Here is a 14,139-nt window from a genome sequence, read left to right as displayed (position 1 = left end):
CACATGCCCGTCAGGCGAGCGCGGGATCGACCAGCGTGGCGGCGAGGAAGGCGAGGATCGCGTCGCGCACGTCGGGCTCGTCGAGCAGTCCGATCGAGTGGTGCTGCGAGGGCACGACGGCCAGCTGCACGGGCGTGCCGGCGTCCTCGAGCGCCTCGACGAAGCGCTCCGCCTGCGCGAGCGGGATCATCTCGTCGTCGCCGTGCACGACGAGGAACGGCGGATCGGTCTCGTCGGCGAAGGTCGCGGGGCTCGCGAGCGCGGCGGCGTCGCAGCCGAGGAACGCGTCGCAGCCGAGGTACGCCAGCTGCCGCTCGACGAAGTCGTCGCGCACGTCGGCGCCCGTGAGGTCGAGCGGCGCCGACATCGTGACGACGGCGGCGACGCGACCGGCGGCGTCCCAGTCGCCCGTGCCGGACGTCGCGAGCAGCGACGCGAGGTTGCCGCCCGCCGAGCCGCCGAACGCGCCGATGCGCTCGGGATCGATCGCGTAGGTCGCGAGCGTCTCGGGGGAGCGGAGCCAGTCGAGCGCGGCGGTGACGTCCTCGATGCCCGCGGGGAACGGATGCGCGGGCGCGAGTCGGTAGTCGACGTTCGCGACGACGTAGCCGGCCTGCGCGAGCCAGATGCACGTGTCGCGCCACATCGGGTCGGTGCGACTGCCGCGCGCCCACGATCCGCCGTGCACGAGCAGGATCGCCGCGCGGGCCACGGTCGTCTCGGCACGCGGCATGCACACGTCGATCCGCTGGGCGGGGTCGACGCCGTAGGCGATGGCGTCGACGATCGTGACGCCCGTCGCATCGCGGGCGACGACGGCGGGCCGCTGCTCGCGGATCGTCGGCAGCAGCACGGCGCCGGTGACGACGAGCGCCGCGACCACGGCGGCAGCCACGCTCGCGAGCGCGAGCGCACGACGGCGCACCGACGTCACCTTCGGCCGGGCCTGGGCGCTACTCGCCGCGGCGAGCGTCGAGGGCGCGCACGCCCTTCCATGCGAGCGGCAGGATCGCCGCTGCGATGACGGCCTTCACGATGCCGCCGGGGATGAAGGGCACGAGGCCCCACGCGAGCACCTGCTCGAGCGAGCCGCCCGTCGCGAAGGCGAGCCAGGGCAGGCCGATCGCGAACGTGACGAGCGTGCCGGCCGTCATGGCGACGGCGGCGCCGAGGAACCTCCGGTCCCAGCGGCGCTCGGCGAGCCAGCCCGTGAGCGCGGCGGCGAGCACGAAGCCGACGATGTAGCCGCCCGTCGGGCCGGCGAGGATCGCGAGGCCCGAGGTCTGCTCGGAGAAGATCGGCAGGCCAGCGGCACCGAGGACCGCGTAGACCGCGAGCGAGGCAGCGCCGCGCACGGCGCCGAGCGAGGCGCCGACGACGAGCACCGCGAGCGTCTGACCCGTGACCGGCACGGGCCACAGCGGGATCGCCACCTGCGCGAGCAGCGCCGTGAGGGCCACGCCAGCGGCCACGAGCGCGACGTCGGTGACGACGGAGCGCTGGGCGACGAGGCGGTCGGCGAGCACGGTGGGGGCGGCGATCGAGGTCATGCGAGCTCCAGTCGTCGGGACGGGTTGGACCGAGCATAGGGTCACGAGCGAGCGCGTGTCCGCACATGACGCTCCCATGCGTCACGACACGCCGCCGCCGTGCCACGCTGGACCCCGTGGACCCCCTCGCATGGCTCATCGACGCCTACACCGCGCAGATCCCGCTGCCCGGCGGGCAGTCGCTGCTGCTGCGCGAGGTCGTCGGCAACGTGTTCGGCCTCGCGAGCGCCCTCGGCGGCATGGCGCGGCGCATCTGGGCGTGGCCCGTCGGCATCGTGGGCAACCTCCTGCTGCTCAGCGTCTTCGTCGCCTCGCTGGTCGACCCTGCGCACTCGCTGCCCGCGCTGCTCGGCCAGGCCGGCCGCCAGGTGATGTTCATCGCCGTCGCGATCTACGGATGGATCCGCTGGCGCCAGGCGCGCGACGGCGCCGGTCAGATCCGCCCGCGCTGGGCGAGCGGGCGCGAGCGCATCGGCATCGTGCTCGTGCTGCTCGTGGGCACCGTCGCGCTCACGCCGCTCTTCACGGCGCTCGGCTCCTACGACCCGGTCTGGGCAGACGCGTGGACGTTCATGGGCTCGCTCGTCGCGACGTACGGCATGGCGAAGGGGTGGACGGAGTTCTGGCTCGTCTGGATCGCCGTCGACGTCGTGGGCGTGCCGCTGCTCGTCTCCGCCGGCTACTACGCGACGGCCGCGATGTACGTCTTCTACGGCGTCTTCACCGCGATCGGCTTCGTCGTGTGGTGGCGGGCGCAGGGTCGCAAGCCGGCCGTCGAGACGCTGCTGCCCGACCCGCGGCTGCAGGACGACGCGCGCTGAGCGGACGCGTCAGAGCAGCCCGAGCTCCTGCGCTCGCGTGACGGCCCGCGTGCGGTCCGAGACGCCGAGCTTGTCGAACACGCGCGCGAGGTAGGTCTTCACCGTGGCCTCGCCGACGAAGAGCCGCGCGCCGATGTCGCGATTCGTGAGTCCCTCGGCGACGAGTGCGAGCACCTCCGCCTCGCGCGTGGACAGCGCGACCTCCGGCGCCTCGGGCTCGCGCGCGGCACGCACGAGCGCCCTGGCGACCGACGGCGCGATGGCGGTCTCGCCTGCCGCCACCGAGCGGATGCCCGCGACGACCTCGGCGGCCGGCGCAGCCTTGAGCAGGTAGCCGGCGGCTCCCGCCGCGATCGCGCCGAGGATGTCGTCGTCGGACTCGTACGTCGTGAGCACGAGCACGCGCGCCTGCGGGTCGGCCGCGACGAGCGCCCGCGTCGCCTCGACGCCGCTCGTGCCCGGCATCCGAAGATCCATGAGCGTCACGTCGGGCCGGAGCGCGGCGGCGCGGGTGACGGCGGCCGCGCCGTCCGACGCCTCGCCGATCACCTCGATGCCCTCGGCTGCGGCGAGCAGGGCGACGATCCCTGCGCGCACGACCTCGTGGTCGTCGACGACGAGCACGCGGATGGGAGCGGTCACGACGCCTCCTCGATCGGCACGCGGATCTCGACGCGCGCACCACCGGTCGGCGAGGCCGCGGTGCTCGCGGACCCACCAGCAAGGGCCGCTCGACGCCGCATGGCTGCGAGCCCGAACCCCGGGTCGTCGGGTGCTTCGGGGATGCCCGTCCCGTCGTCGTCGACGTGCAGCACCGCGGCGTCGCGGTCGACGTGGAGCGTCACGGCGACGGCACGCGCATGCGCATGGCGACGGACGTTCGACAGCGCCTCCTGCAGGCTGCGGACGACGACCACCTGCGCCTCCCTGCCGAGCGCCGCGGACTCGAGGGCCACGGTCGCGGGGATGCCCGTGTCGATCGACCAACGGCCCACGACCTCGCGGATGGCGGCGTGGAGTCTGCGACCATCGACCTCGATCGCGATCTCCCCGGCGACGAGGGCGCGTGCGTCGGCGAGCGAGCGCCGCGCAGCGAGCTCCGCGCGCTCCAGCGCGACGGCATCCGCTCCGGATGCGCCGGCGCGCACGCCCTCGAGCAGCATGACGACGCCCACGAGGTCCTGCGCGATCGTGTCGTGGATCTCGCGCGCGATGCGATCTCGCTCGCTGCGCGCGCCCTGCTCGCCTGCGAGCGCCGCGACCTCGTCGCGCGTCGCCCGCAGCGCCTCGACGAGCTGCTGGCGCTCGGTGCTGAGTCGGTCGATCGATGCGATCCACAGCCCGAACCAGACCGAGAAGCCCCACGAGCCGAGCTGCACCGCCACCGCGGCCCACCAGTCGCTGGGCTCCCGCACGATCCATCCGGCAGCGACGGCCGCGCACAGCGCGGCCGAGCCGACGATGCCGTAGCGTCGGCGCGCTCCACCGAGCCAGACGAGCGGATGCAGGATCGCCTGCGCGATCGCGAGCCACGGCGCCGCGAGCGTGCAGCAGAACCCGACGGCGGCGAGCGCCGCGGTGCGCGCGGCCGAGCCGGCGAGGCCGACCTCGAGGTCGCGCCGCATGACGATCCAGGTGACGGCGAGCAGCGCCATCGCGCCTGCGCCGATCACCCGGTGCACGGCGTCGACGGGCGTCACGACGAGCAGCACGCCCACGACGCCGATCATCACGACGACCGCGAGGTCGGCCCAGCGCGTCGACCGCGACGGGTCGACGCGCGAGCGCGCTGCGCTGGGGTCCACGACGCCATCCTGACGCAGCGCCCCTGCACCGGGCGAGGGTGTCGCGTCCGCCCGCCCGCTCATGACCGTCGGATCCACCGGAACGTCAGCCGCACGGCGACGAGCCCGACCACGAGCCAGATGCCGAGCGCGAGCGCGACGCCTGCGAGGTTCCACGTCTCGCCGACCTCGAGCATCGCGTACGCATCGGGCAGCAGCGCGGCGCGCATGCCGAGCGCCATCCACGCCACGGGCAGCGCTTGCGCCGCCTGCTGCATCCACTCGGGCAGCAGCGAGAACTGGATGAAGATGCCCGACGCGAACTGCACGACGAGCACGATCGGGATGATGACCGCCGTCGCGCTGCGCCCCGAGCGCGGCACGCGCGACAGCGCGACGCCGAGCAGCGCGCTCGTGATGGTGCCGAGCACGAAGACCCACGCGAAGGTCGCCCACGAGCCGGCGTCGGTCGGCAGGCCGACGCGGAAGACGATGGCGCCGACGCCGAGCAGCACGACGGCCTGTGCGAGCCCCGTCACGAACGCCTGGCCGAGCTTGCCGACGAGGAAGGCGACCGGTGGCATGGGCGTGCCCGCGAGGCGCTTGAGCGTGCCGTTCGTGCGCGCGACCGCGACGTCGACGCCGAGGTTCTGCACGCCCGAGAGCAGGATGCCCGAGGCGAGCATCGCGGGGAGGTAGTACTCGGCGGCGGCGATGTCGGTCGTCCCGCCCCGGCCGTCGGGGAACGTCATGGTGTCGAACACCGACGCGAAGATGCCGAGCATGAGCACCGGGAACAGGAACGTGAAGAAGACCTGGTCGAGCTGGCGGAAGTACGTGCGCACCTCGTACCCGACGCGACCGAGCGCGATGCGGATCGTGCGAGCGAGCCCGGCAGGGGACAGGGTGGCGGGCAGCGAGCCCGTCGTGACGGTCATGCGGCCACCATCCCGCGGTCGGTGCGCACGATGTCGAGGTAGACGTCCTCGAGGCTCGGCCGCACGACCTCGAGCGCCTCGGGTTCGCCGAGTCGCGCGGCGAGCGACGCGACGAGTGCGCCCGGCTCGCGCGTGCGCTGCTCGCGCACCGCGTCCCCCTCGCGCCAGCGCACGATCGGCACGCGTGCATCCGCGCCGCCGATCGTGGCCGGCGTGCCCTCTGCGGCGACGCGCCGGTCGGCGATCACGACGATGCGGTCCGCGAGCTGCGCGGCTTCCTCGAGGTAGTGCGTCGTGAGCAGGATGGTCGTGCCGTCGGTCTGCAGCGAGCGGATGAGCGCCCAGAAGCCGCGACGTGCCTCGGCGTCGAAGCCGGTCGTCGGCTCGTCGAGGAAGAGCAGTCGCGGACGCCCGACGATGCCCATCGCCACGTCGACGCGACGCTGCTGCCCACCCGACAGCGACGCGATGCGCCGCCCGGCATGCTCCTCGAGCCCGACAACCGCGAGCACCTCGTCGACGGCGCGAGCGTCGGGGTAGAGGGCGGCGAGACCGCGCAGCTCCTCGCGCACGGTCGCGACCGATGCCTCGCCGCTCGACTGCAGCACGATCCCGAGCGCCGCGCGCCATGCGATGCCCGCGTGCTGCGGATCCTCGCCGAGCACGCGCACCTCGCCGCCGGAGCGCACGCGGTAGCCCTCGAGGATCTCGATCGTCGTCGACTTGCCAGCGCCGTTCGGGCCGAGCAACGCGAGGGTCTCGCCCTCGTCGATGTGGAGGCTCACGTCGTCGATCGCGACGTGCTCCCCGTAGGACTTCCGGAGGTGCTGGACCTCGACCAGTCGATTCGCCATGCTCTCAGCGTGGTCGTGCGTCGGCGCCGACGGGACGGGCGTGCGGGGGACCCGGCGTCCACCGATCGGTGGACGCCGGGCCTCGGCTCACTCCGCGGTCGCGACCGCGGCGGCTGCCGCGTCGTCGGCGGCGAGCGCCGGCGGCTGCTGCCCCTGCGCCTTCGGCTTCGCGAAGCACAGCGCCGCGATGACGCCGAGCGCCGTGACCGCCGCGGGCAGCAGCAGCGACTGGCCGAGCGCCGCCGAGAAGGGTCCGGCGATCTGCTCGGGCAGCTGTCCACCGAACGATGCGCCCGACACCTGGTCGCTCGAGCCCGCGCCGAGCTCGGCGTCGATGCGCCACGACATCGCGGCGGCGATCGCCGCCGACCCGACGACGGCGCCGATCTGGCGCACGGTGTTGTAGACGCCCGAGCCTGCGCCCGCGAGGCGCGGGTCGAGGTTGCGGGTCGCGACGATGCCGAGCGGACCCCAGACGAACGCGCTCGAGACGCCCATGAGCGCGCCGGGCAGCAGGAAGAGCCACACGTCGGTCTCCGACTGCACCCACATGCCGTACCAGGCGACCGACGCGCCCATGCCGAGGATGCCCGCGGCCGTGAACAGGCGCGGGTCGCGCGCCTGCAGGAAGCGGCTCGTGAAGGGCGAGAGGATGCCCGCGCCGATCGCCATCGGCACCATGAGCAGCGCCGACTCGGTCGGGGTCAGGCCGCGCACGCCCTGCGCGTAGAGGAAGATCGGCACCGCCATCGCGGTGACGAGGAAGCCGATCGTGGCGATCGCGATGCTCGCGAGCGTGAAGTTGCGGTCGCGGAAGATGCCGAGCGGCACGAGCGGCTCGCGCCGGTTGACGGCCTGCCACACGACGAACGCGACCATGAGCACGACGCCCGCGACGATCATGCCGACGAGCGGCACCTCGACGCCGAGGATCGGCATCGTGCCCCAGTCGTACGTCTCGCCCTCCTGGATGCCGAACACGAGCAGGAACATGCCCGCGGCGCTCAGCACGACGCCGAGCCAGTCGAACGAGTGCGCGTGCAGCGGCAGGCGCGGCACGAGGCGCATGACGAGCACGAAGCCGACGATGCCGACGGGCACGTTGATGAAGAAGATCCACTCCCAGCCGAGGCTGTCGACGAGCGCGCCGCCGAGCAGCGGGCCGACGAGCATCGCGAGGCCGGCGACGCCGCCCCACAGGCCCATGGCGGCGCCGCGGGCGTTGGGCGCGAACGTGCGCATGATGACGGCCATCGTCTGCGGCGTCATGAGCGCGGCGCCGAGGCCCTGGATGACGCGGGCGACGATGAGGATCGCGATCGAGTCGGCGAGGCCGCACCACAGCGACGCGAGCGTGAAGACCGCGAGGCCGGTCAGATAGACGGGCTTCGGGCCGAAGCGGTCGCCGAGGCGGCCGGTGATGAGCAGGGGCACGGCGTACGCGAGCAGGTACGCGCTCGTGACCCAGATGACCTCGTTGATGCCGGCGTCGAGGCCGGACATGATGTGCGGGATCGCGACCGACACGATGGTCGAGTCGACGAGGATCATGAAGAACCCGATGACGAGCGCCCAGAGGGCCGGCCAGGGGGATCGAGGTGCTGCAGCAGCGTCGGACATGACGGTTCCTTCGAAGGGGATGGCTCGGGGGAGCGCGGGGTTCAGGCGTCGAGCGCGGCCTGCTGGGCAGCGCGGCGCTCGGGGGAGAAGACGAGATCCCAGGGGATGTCGCCGGAGTCGATGCGTGCGGCGGTCTCGCGCGTCCAGTCGGCCTCGGCGCGCGTGAGTCGCAGCTCGAGCGCGAGCTCGAGCCAGACGGCCTCGGGCAGGTCGGTGCTGCCGAGGTCGTCGGCGGCGTCGGCCATCTCGGTCGCGGCGGCCTCGAGGGCTGCGACGCGCTCGCCGAGCGCAGCCACGACGGCGTCGCGCGGCAGGTTGTGCGCCTCGGAGATCGCGAGCCGGAACGGCGGGTGCTCCTCGACGGGCTCGGCGAGCATCGTGCGCAGCTGCGCCTCGAGCGCCGATCGGCCGTCGTCGGTGATGCGGTACGTGGTGCGCTCGGGCCGGTTGCCCTCGCGGTCGGTGCCGACCTCGGCGACGAGGCCCTCGGCCTCGAGGCGCGCGATCGAGTGGTAGAGCGTGCCGGTCTTGATGCGCACGACGCGATCTGCACGGCGGTGCATGAGCAGGCGGTAGCAGTCGTAGGGGTGCCTGGGCTCCTCGGCGAGCACGCCGAGCGTGGCGATCTGCAGGGGAGTGAGCATGTGCGGGCCTCCGTATCGACTATTCCGCGCGGAATAGTCTGCCACGACCATCCGACTTGCGCCAGCACCGGTGCGTCGATCGGCGCGCCGCACGGTACATTGGATGGCTGGCCACCGTCGGCCGCAGCCACCCGCTCCCGACCCGCTGGGCACCGCCATGATCTCCGTCACCGACCTCGACCTGTCCGTCGGCGCACGCACCCTCATGTCCGGCGTCTCCTTCCGCGTCGAGAAGGGCGACAAGATCGGCCTCGTCGGCCGCAACGGCGCCGGCAAGACCACGATGACGAAGGTGCTCGCCGGCGTCACCGACGACCGCGACGGCCACGACTTCTCAGGCTCGATCGAGCGCTCCGGCGAGATCGGCTACCTGCCGCAGGACCCCCGCTCGGGCGACCCGAAGCAGACGGCCCGCACGCGCATCCTCGACGCCCGCGGCATCGGCTCGGTGCTCGAGGAGATGCGTGCCGCGACCGAGCGCATGGCGCTCGGTGGCGCCGAGGGCGAGCGCGCCATGAAGGCGTACTCGCGCGCCGAGGACACGTTCCTCGGGCTCGGCGGCTACGCGGCCGAGGCCGAGGGCGCGGCGATCGCGTCGAACCTGCAGCTGCCCGAGCGCATCCTCGACCAGCCGCTCGAGACGCTCTCGGGCGGTCAGCGCCGCCGCATCGAGCTCGCGCGCATCCTCTTCTCCGGTGCCGAGACGATGATCCTCGACGAGCCGACCAACCACCTCGACGCCGACTCCGTCGTGTGGCTGCGCGAGTTCCTCAAGGGCTACCAGGGCGGCCTCATCGTCATCAGCCACGACGTCGTGCTCGTGGAGGAGACCGTGAACCGCGTCTTCTACCTCGACGCGAACCGCCAGGTCATCGACATCTACAACATGGGTTGGAAGCACTACCTGCGCCAGCGCGAGCAGGATGCCGACCGCCGCAAGCGCGAGCGCACGAACGCCGAGCGCCAGGCCGGCGTGCTGCAGATGCAGGCCGCGAAGATGGGTGCCCGCGCGTCGGGTGCCGTCGCCGCCAAGCAGATGGCGAAGCGCGCCGACCGATTGCTGTCGGGACTCGAGGCCGTGCGCGCCGACGACAAGGTCGCGAAGCTGCGCTTCCCGAAGCCCGCACCGTGCGGCAAGACGCCGCTGCAGGCGCACGACCTGTCGAAGTCGTACGGCTCGCTCGAGATCTTCTCGGCCGTCGACCTCGCGATCGACCGCGGCACGAAGGTCGTCGCGCTCGGCCTGAACGGCGCCGGCAAGACGACGCTGCTGCGCATCCTCGCCGGCGTCTCCGAGTCGGACACGGGCGCGATCGAGCGCGGCCACGGCCTGCGCATCGGGTACTACGCGCAGGAGCACGAGACGCTCGACGTCGACCGCACCGTGCTGCAGAACATGGTGTCGTCGGCACCCGACATCTCCGAGATGGAGGCGCGCCGCGTGCTCGGCTCGTTCCTCTTCTCGGGCGACGACGTGCACAAGCCCGCGCGCGTGCTCTCGGGTGGCGAGAAGACGCGCCTGAGCCTCGCGACGCTCGTGGTGTCGGCGGCGAACGTGCTGCTGCTCGACGAGCCGACGAACAACCTCGACCCCGCGAGCCGCGAGGAGATCCTCGGTGCGCTCGCCACGTTCGAGGGCGCCGTCGTGCTCGTGAGCCACGATGCCGGCGCCGTCGAATCGTTGCATCCCGACCGCGTGCTCATCATGCCCGACGGCACCGAGGACCTCTGGAACGCCGAGTACCTCGAGCTCATCGAGCTCGCGTAGTCCGCTCGCGCATCCCTCGAGGTCCTAGGGTCGACGCATGATCGACGGCTGGCTCGGCGCCGTGCACGCCACCCTCGTGGGCCTCGGCGTGCTCGCGTTCGCGATCTCCGGCGCCCAGCTCGCCGCCGAGAAGCGCATGGACGTCGTCGGCATGGCCTTCCTCGCCGTGGTGACGGCGACGGGCGGCGGCATGCTGCGCGACCTGCTCGTCGGGCGCACGCCCGTCGTGCTCGTGGACGTGTGGATGGTGGGCGTCGCGATCGCAGGCGCCGCGATCGTGTTCGCGCTGCACCGGTGGATCGCGCACCTCGCGCGCCCCGTGCTCGTCTTCGACGCCATCGGCCTCGGCATCTTCTGCGTCGAGGGCACGATCGTGGCGATCGACGCGGGCATCGGGCCCGTCGGCGCGGCGATCGTCGGCATGCTCACGGGCGTCGGCGGCGGCATCCTGCGCGACGTGCTCGGCAACGACATCCCCACCGTGATGCGCCGCGAGTCGCGGCTCTACCTCCTGCCCGCCCTCGCGGGCTCGGCACTGACGGCGCTGCTCGTCGAGCTCGGCGTCGCCTCCACGGGGGTGCTCGTGGGCATCGGTGCCGCGGTCATCGCGTTCCGCCTGCTCGCGGAGCGCTTCCGCTGGCGCGTGCCTGCGCTGTCGACGACGGTGCTGCCCGTGGTTCGCGGCGACGGCACCCCTGCGCCGTAGCGCGCGATCGAGCCCTAGCGGTCGGCGCCGTCGAGGATGGCGTCCTCGATGTCGGCATCCGACTGGCGCCGCGGGCGTCTCGGCTCGCGCGGCTCCTCGAGCTCCTCGTCGCCGCGAGCCTCGCGGCGCAGCGCCCACACGAAGCCGACGAAGCCCATGATCGCGAACACGAACCACTGCAGCGTGTACGACAGGTGCGGACCCTCGTCGAGCACGGGGCGCGTGAACGGGCCGAGGTCGTCGGCCACCTCGCCGTCCTCGGTCGCGAGCAGGCCGTACGCGCCGGTGTAGACGGGCTCGTCGTGGGTCGCGGCGATCGCGTCGAGGTCGACGGACGCGATCTGCCCCTCCGGGGCGCCGCGACCGGCGATCTCACCCTCGTCCTCGCGCAGGCGCACGACGATCGTCACGTCGCCCTCCGGTGGCGCCGGCACGGAGTCGGGCGCCGCCGACGTGGAGCCCGGCGGCACCCAACCGCGGTCGACGAGCAGGATGCTGCCCGCATCCGTGCGGAACGGCACGACGACGTCGAAGCCGACGGCGGTGTCGCGGACGCGGCCGCGCAGCAGCAGCTGCTCGTCGGCGAGGTACTCGCCCGACACCTCGACGACCGACCACTGCTGGTCGATCTCGTAGTCATCCGTCTCGGCGAGCACGTCGGCGAGCGGCACGGGCGCCTCGTCGTAGTTGGCGTCGAGGCGTGCGATGGCCGCGAGCGCCTCCTCGCGGCGGTGCCACTGCCACGAGCCGAGCGCGACGCAGACGGTCGCGAAGACGAGCACGAGGCCCAGGTAGCCGAGCCAGCGGCGGGTGCGGAGCAGTGCGAGCATCAGCCGACCTGCTCGACCGTCGTGCCGAACGCGACGACCTCGACGGGGAAGTCGCGGCTCGCGAGCCAGTCGCGCAGGTGGTCGCGGTGCGCGTCGCACGCCGCCCACTCCTTCACCCGGGTCTCGGGGTGGATGCGCGGGTTGCGCCACGCGATCGTCCACGCTGCCGCGTCGTGGCAGCCCGCCGACGAGCACTCGGGAGCGTCGGCCATCCGGCCCAGGTCGAAGATGCTCACGACTCGATCTGCCTGCGCGTGACGCGGTCGGTCTTCGTCGCGAGCGACGCGGATGCGTTGGCTGCGACGACGGCGATCCACGGGATGACGACGGCGACGATGGCCGGCGCGACCTTCCACCAATCGGGAAGGACGATGAACAGCACGATGCAGACCATGCGGATGCCCATCATGATCAGGTACGTCCTCGTACGCCTGCGTCGATCCTCGGTCGGCGACACAGGCAGGTCGGTGATGGACGGCTCGTCGTGCTGCATGGGTTCCTGAGACCAAGGGTACGCCTGGCTAGGGTTGTCGAGGACGCCCTTGCACCGCGGCGTCGAACGCACTTCGAGAGGTCTCCATGTCCCGCACCGTGCTCGTGACCGGCGGCAATCGCGGCATCGGCCGCGCCATCGCCACCGCCTTCGTCGACGCGGGCTACCGCGTCGCCGTGACCGCCCGCTCGGGCGAGGGTCCCGAGGGCACGCTGACCGTGCGCGCCGACGTCACCGACAGCGCCTCGATCGACGCGGCGTACACGCAGATCGAGGCCGAGCTCGGCCCCGTCGAGATCGTGGTGGCGAACGCGGGCATCACGCGCGACACCCTGCTGATGCGCATGAGCGAGCAGGACTTCTCCGACGTCGTCGACACGAACCTCACGGGCTCGTTCCGCGTCGTGCAGCGCGCGTCGAAGGGCATGCTGCGAGCGAAGTTCGGTCGCGTCATCCTCGTCTCGTCGGTCATCGGCCTCTTCGGCGGCGCTGGCCAGGCGAACTACGCGGCGTCGAAGGCGGGCCTCGTGGGCCTCGCCCGCTCGATCACGCGCGAGCTCGGCTCGCGCGGCATCACGGCGAACGTCGTGGCGCCGGGCTTCATCGAGACCGACATGACGGATGCCCTGCCCGAGGCGCAGCAGGCGCAGTACAGGTCGCAGATCCCCGCGGGCCGCTTCGCGAGCCCCGAGGAGGTCGCGAAGGTCATCACGTGGCTCGCGTCGGACGACGCGGCCTACGTGTCGGGTGCCGTCATCCCCGTGGATGGTGGCCTCGGGATGGGGCACTAGACGGCCGCGACGCCGCCGCGGTCGCCGGTCGGCGCTGCGGCGCGCGGCCCGTGGACCACGCCGGTCGCCGCCGGCATCGTCTCGGGGCTCGTGGGCTTCACGTCGGCGTTCGTCGTCGTGCTGCAGGGCCTCGCGGCCGTGGGTGCCTCGCCCGACGAGGCGGCCTCCGGCCTGCTCGCGGTGACGATCGGCATGGGGCTCGCGAGCATCGTGCTCGCCCTCTCGACGCGACTGCCGATCACCGTCGCGTGGTCGACGCCCGGGGCTGCCCTGCTCGTCTCGACGGGCGTCGTGGATGGCGGCTGGCCCGCCGCGGTCGGGGCGTTCGTCGTGACCGGCGTGCTCGTGCTGCTCACGGGGCTCGTGCCGCGGCTCGGACGCGTCATCGCAGCCATCCCGACGTCGATCGCGCAGGCGATGCTCGCGGGCGTGCTGCTGCAGCTGTGCCTCGGCGTCGTCACGGGGCTCGCGGCGAACCCGCTCGCCGTCGCACCCGTCGTGCTCGTGTGGATCGTCGCGTTGCGCCTCGCACCGCGGTGGGCGGCGCCGCTCGCGTTCGTCGCCGCCGCCGTCGTGATCGCCGTGCACCTCGTGTCGTCGGGTGCCGCGCCCGCTGCGTCGTCGCTCGTGCCGCACGTCGCGCTCACGACGCCCACGTTCACGCTCGCCGGCGTCGTCGGCATCGCCGTGCCGCTCTTCCTCGTCACGATGGCCTCGCAGAACGTGCCGGGCGTCGCGGTGATGCGCGGCCTCGGCTTCGAGGTGCCGTGGCGACGGTCGATGCTCGTCACGGGTGCCGGCACCGTGCTGGCAGCACCGCTCGGCGGCCACGCGATCAACCTCGCCGCGATCTCGGCGGCGCTCGCCGCGGGTCCGGATGCGGGGGAGGACCGCTCGCGTCGCTGGCTCGCGTCGGTGTCGTCGGGCACGCTGCTCGTCGTGCTCGGCATCGGCTCGAGCGCGCTGGCGACGCTCGTCGGTCTCGCACCCGAGGGCGTCGTCGCGGCCGTCGCGGGGCTCGCGCTGCTCGGCACGCTCGCGTCGTCGCTGCACGCGGCGCTCGACGACGCGGCTGATCGCATCCCCGCGGTCGCCGCCTTCGCGGTCGCGGCGTCGGGCATCGCCGTCGCGGGCGTGAGCGCGGCGTTCTGGGCGCTCGTCGTGGGCATCCTGCTGCGTGCGGTGCTGCACGGGCTGAAGCGCGCGGGCTGACCGGTCGAGACGCCGCCTGACGACGTCAGAACGGAAGTGCTGGCGGCGGATCGACGTCGGTGGGAAAGCACCTCGACGAACCTCGGCCCGACAGGCGGTGGTCCATCGACCTGGTCGAGTCCGAACGG

At 72.9% G+C, this 14,139-nt stretch carries 16 protein-coding genes; 5 read left to right on the top strand and 11 right to left on the bottom strand.

Annotated features, from left to right (window positions below; all coding sequences use genetic code 11):
* Positions 1-10: 10 nt before the first annotated feature.
* Together BLQ67_RS16135 and BLQ67_RS16130 are read right to left on the bottom strand one after the other, a co-directional pair.
* Entirely contained in the window at positions 11-925 is a 915-nt protein-coding gene (locus tag BLQ67_RS16135) for an alpha/beta hydrolase (protein ID WP_157674885.1), read from the bottom strand.
* A gap of 28 nt (positions 926-953) precedes the next feature.
* Positions 954-1,550, bottom strand: a complete 597-nt coding sequence (locus tag BLQ67_RS16130; RefSeq protein WP_092506662.1) for a biotin transporter BioY — start codon at positions 1,548-1,550, stop codon at positions 954-956.
* 116 nt (positions 1,551-1,666) lie between these two features.
* Here BLQ67_RS16130 and pnuC point away from each other — a divergent pair, with 116 nt between their 5' ends.
* Positions 1,667-2,371, top strand: coding sequence for a nicotinamide riboside transporter PnuC (pnuC, locus tag BLQ67_RS16125; RefSeq protein WP_231945098.1), 705 nt, complete (start codon positions 1,667-1,669; stop codon positions 2,369-2,371).
* Between the two features lie 9 nt (positions 2,372-2,380).
* Here pnuC and BLQ67_RS16120 read toward each other — a convergent pair whose 3' ends face one another.
* The 6 genes from BLQ67_RS16120 to BLQ67_RS16760 form a co-directional block, all read right to left on the bottom strand.
* Positions 2,381-3,013 (bottom strand): response regulator, encoded by a 633-nt coding sequence (locus tag BLQ67_RS16120; protein WP_092506661.1) that lies wholly within the window; start codon positions 3,011-3,013, stop codon positions 2,381-2,383.
* Positions 3,010-4,176 (bottom strand): sensor histidine kinase, encoded by a 1,167-nt coding sequence (locus BLQ67_RS16115; RefSeq protein WP_157674884.1) that lies wholly within the window; start codon positions 4,174-4,176, stop codon positions 3,010-3,012. Before BLQ67_RS16115 ends, BLQ67_RS16120 begins: the two co-directional genes overlap by 4 nt.
* A 59-nt stretch (positions 4,177-4,235) precedes the next feature.
* Positions 4,236-5,093: an ABC transporter permease gene (locus BLQ67_RS16110; protein WP_092506659.1), complete on the bottom strand. Its 858-nt coding sequence runs from the start codon at positions 5,091-5,093 to the stop codon at positions 4,236-4,238.
* Positions 5,090-5,947 carry an ABC transporter ATP-binding protein gene (locus tag BLQ67_RS16105; protein ID WP_092506658.1) on the bottom strand — a complete coding sequence of 286 codons (858 nt, stop codon included), beginning with the start codon at positions 5,945-5,947 and terminating at the stop codon, positions 5,090-5,092. Before BLQ67_RS16105 ends, BLQ67_RS16110 begins: the two co-directional genes overlap by 4 nt.
* Before the next feature lie 87 nt (positions 5,948-6,034).
* Positions 6,035-7,567, bottom strand: a complete 1,533-nt coding sequence (locus BLQ67_RS16100) for a DHA2 family efflux MFS transporter permease subunit (RefSeq protein ID WP_092506657.1) — start codon at positions 7,565-7,567, stop codon at positions 6,035-6,037.
* A 41-nt stretch (positions 7,568-7,608) separates the two neighbouring features.
* A complete protein-coding gene (locus BLQ67_RS16760) occupies positions 7,609-8,211 on the bottom strand; it encodes a PadR family transcriptional regulator (RefSeq protein WP_092506656.1) in 603 nt (200 codons plus the stop codon).
* Between the two features lie 157 nt (positions 8,212-8,368).
* On the opposite strand from BLQ67_RS16760, the gene BLQ67_RS16090 reads away from it, so the two are divergent.
* Positions 8,369-9,979 carry an ABC-F family ATP-binding cassette domain-containing protein gene (locus BLQ67_RS16090; RefSeq protein WP_092507002.1) on the top strand — a complete coding sequence of 537 codons (1,611 nt, stop codon included), beginning with the start codon at positions 8,369-8,371 and terminating at the stop codon, positions 9,977-9,979.
* Between the two features lie 37 nt (positions 9,980-10,016).
* Positions 10,017-10,685, top strand: a complete 669-nt coding sequence (locus BLQ67_RS16085; protein ID WP_092506655.1) for a trimeric intracellular cation channel family protein — start codon at positions 10,017-10,019, stop codon at positions 10,683-10,685.
* Between the two features lie 14 nt (positions 10,686-10,699).
* Here BLQ67_RS16085 and BLQ67_RS16080 read toward each other — a convergent pair whose 3' ends face one another.
* From BLQ67_RS16080 to BLQ67_RS16070, 3 genes are read right to left on the bottom strand one after another with little or no spacing between them, the layout of a single operon-like run.
* The gene (locus BLQ67_RS16080) at positions 10,700-11,515 is read right to left on the bottom strand and encodes an SURF1 family cytochrome oxidase biogenesis protein (RefSeq protein ID WP_092506654.1); all 816 of its coding nucleotides are present in this window, start codon (positions 11,513-11,515) and stop codon (positions 10,700-10,702) included.
* The gene (locus tag BLQ67_RS16075; RefSeq protein WP_407922475.1) at positions 11,515-11,751 is read right to left on the bottom strand and encodes a hypothetical protein; all 237 of its coding nucleotides are present in this window, start codon (positions 11,749-11,751) and stop codon (positions 11,515-11,517) included. Before BLQ67_RS16075 ends, BLQ67_RS16080 begins: the two co-directional genes overlap by 1 nt.
* The gene (locus BLQ67_RS16070; RefSeq protein WP_092506652.1) at positions 11,748-12,008 is read right to left on the bottom strand and encodes a DUF3099 domain-containing protein; all 261 of its coding nucleotides are present in this window, start codon (positions 12,006-12,008) and stop codon (positions 11,748-11,750) included. Before BLQ67_RS16070 ends, BLQ67_RS16075 begins: the two co-directional genes overlap by 4 nt.
* A gap of 86 nt (positions 12,009-12,094) precedes the next feature.
* Here BLQ67_RS16070 and BLQ67_RS16065 point away from each other — a divergent pair, with 86 nt between their 5' ends.
* Positions 12,095-12,799, top strand: a complete 705-nt coding sequence (locus BLQ67_RS16065; RefSeq protein WP_092506651.1) for a beta-ketoacyl-ACP reductase — start codon at positions 12,095-12,097, stop codon at positions 12,797-12,799.
* A 90-nt stretch (positions 12,800-12,889) separates the two neighbouring features.
* Complete coding sequence (locus BLQ67_RS16060; protein ID WP_231945097.1) at positions 12,890-14,011, top strand: benzoate/H(+) symporter BenE family transporter; 1,122 nt, start codon at positions 12,890-12,892, stop codon at positions 14,009-14,011.
* The last annotated feature ends 128 nt before the right edge of the window (positions 14,012-14,139 follow it).

Origin of the sequence: Agrococcus jejuensis, assembly GCF_900099705.1 — a bacterium.
In the GTDB taxonomy this organism is placed as follows: Bacteria; Actinomycetota; Actinomycetes; order Actinomycetales; family Microbacteriaceae; genus Agrococcus; species Agrococcus jejuensis.
This window is presented reverse-complemented; position numbering and strand designations above follow the sequence as displayed.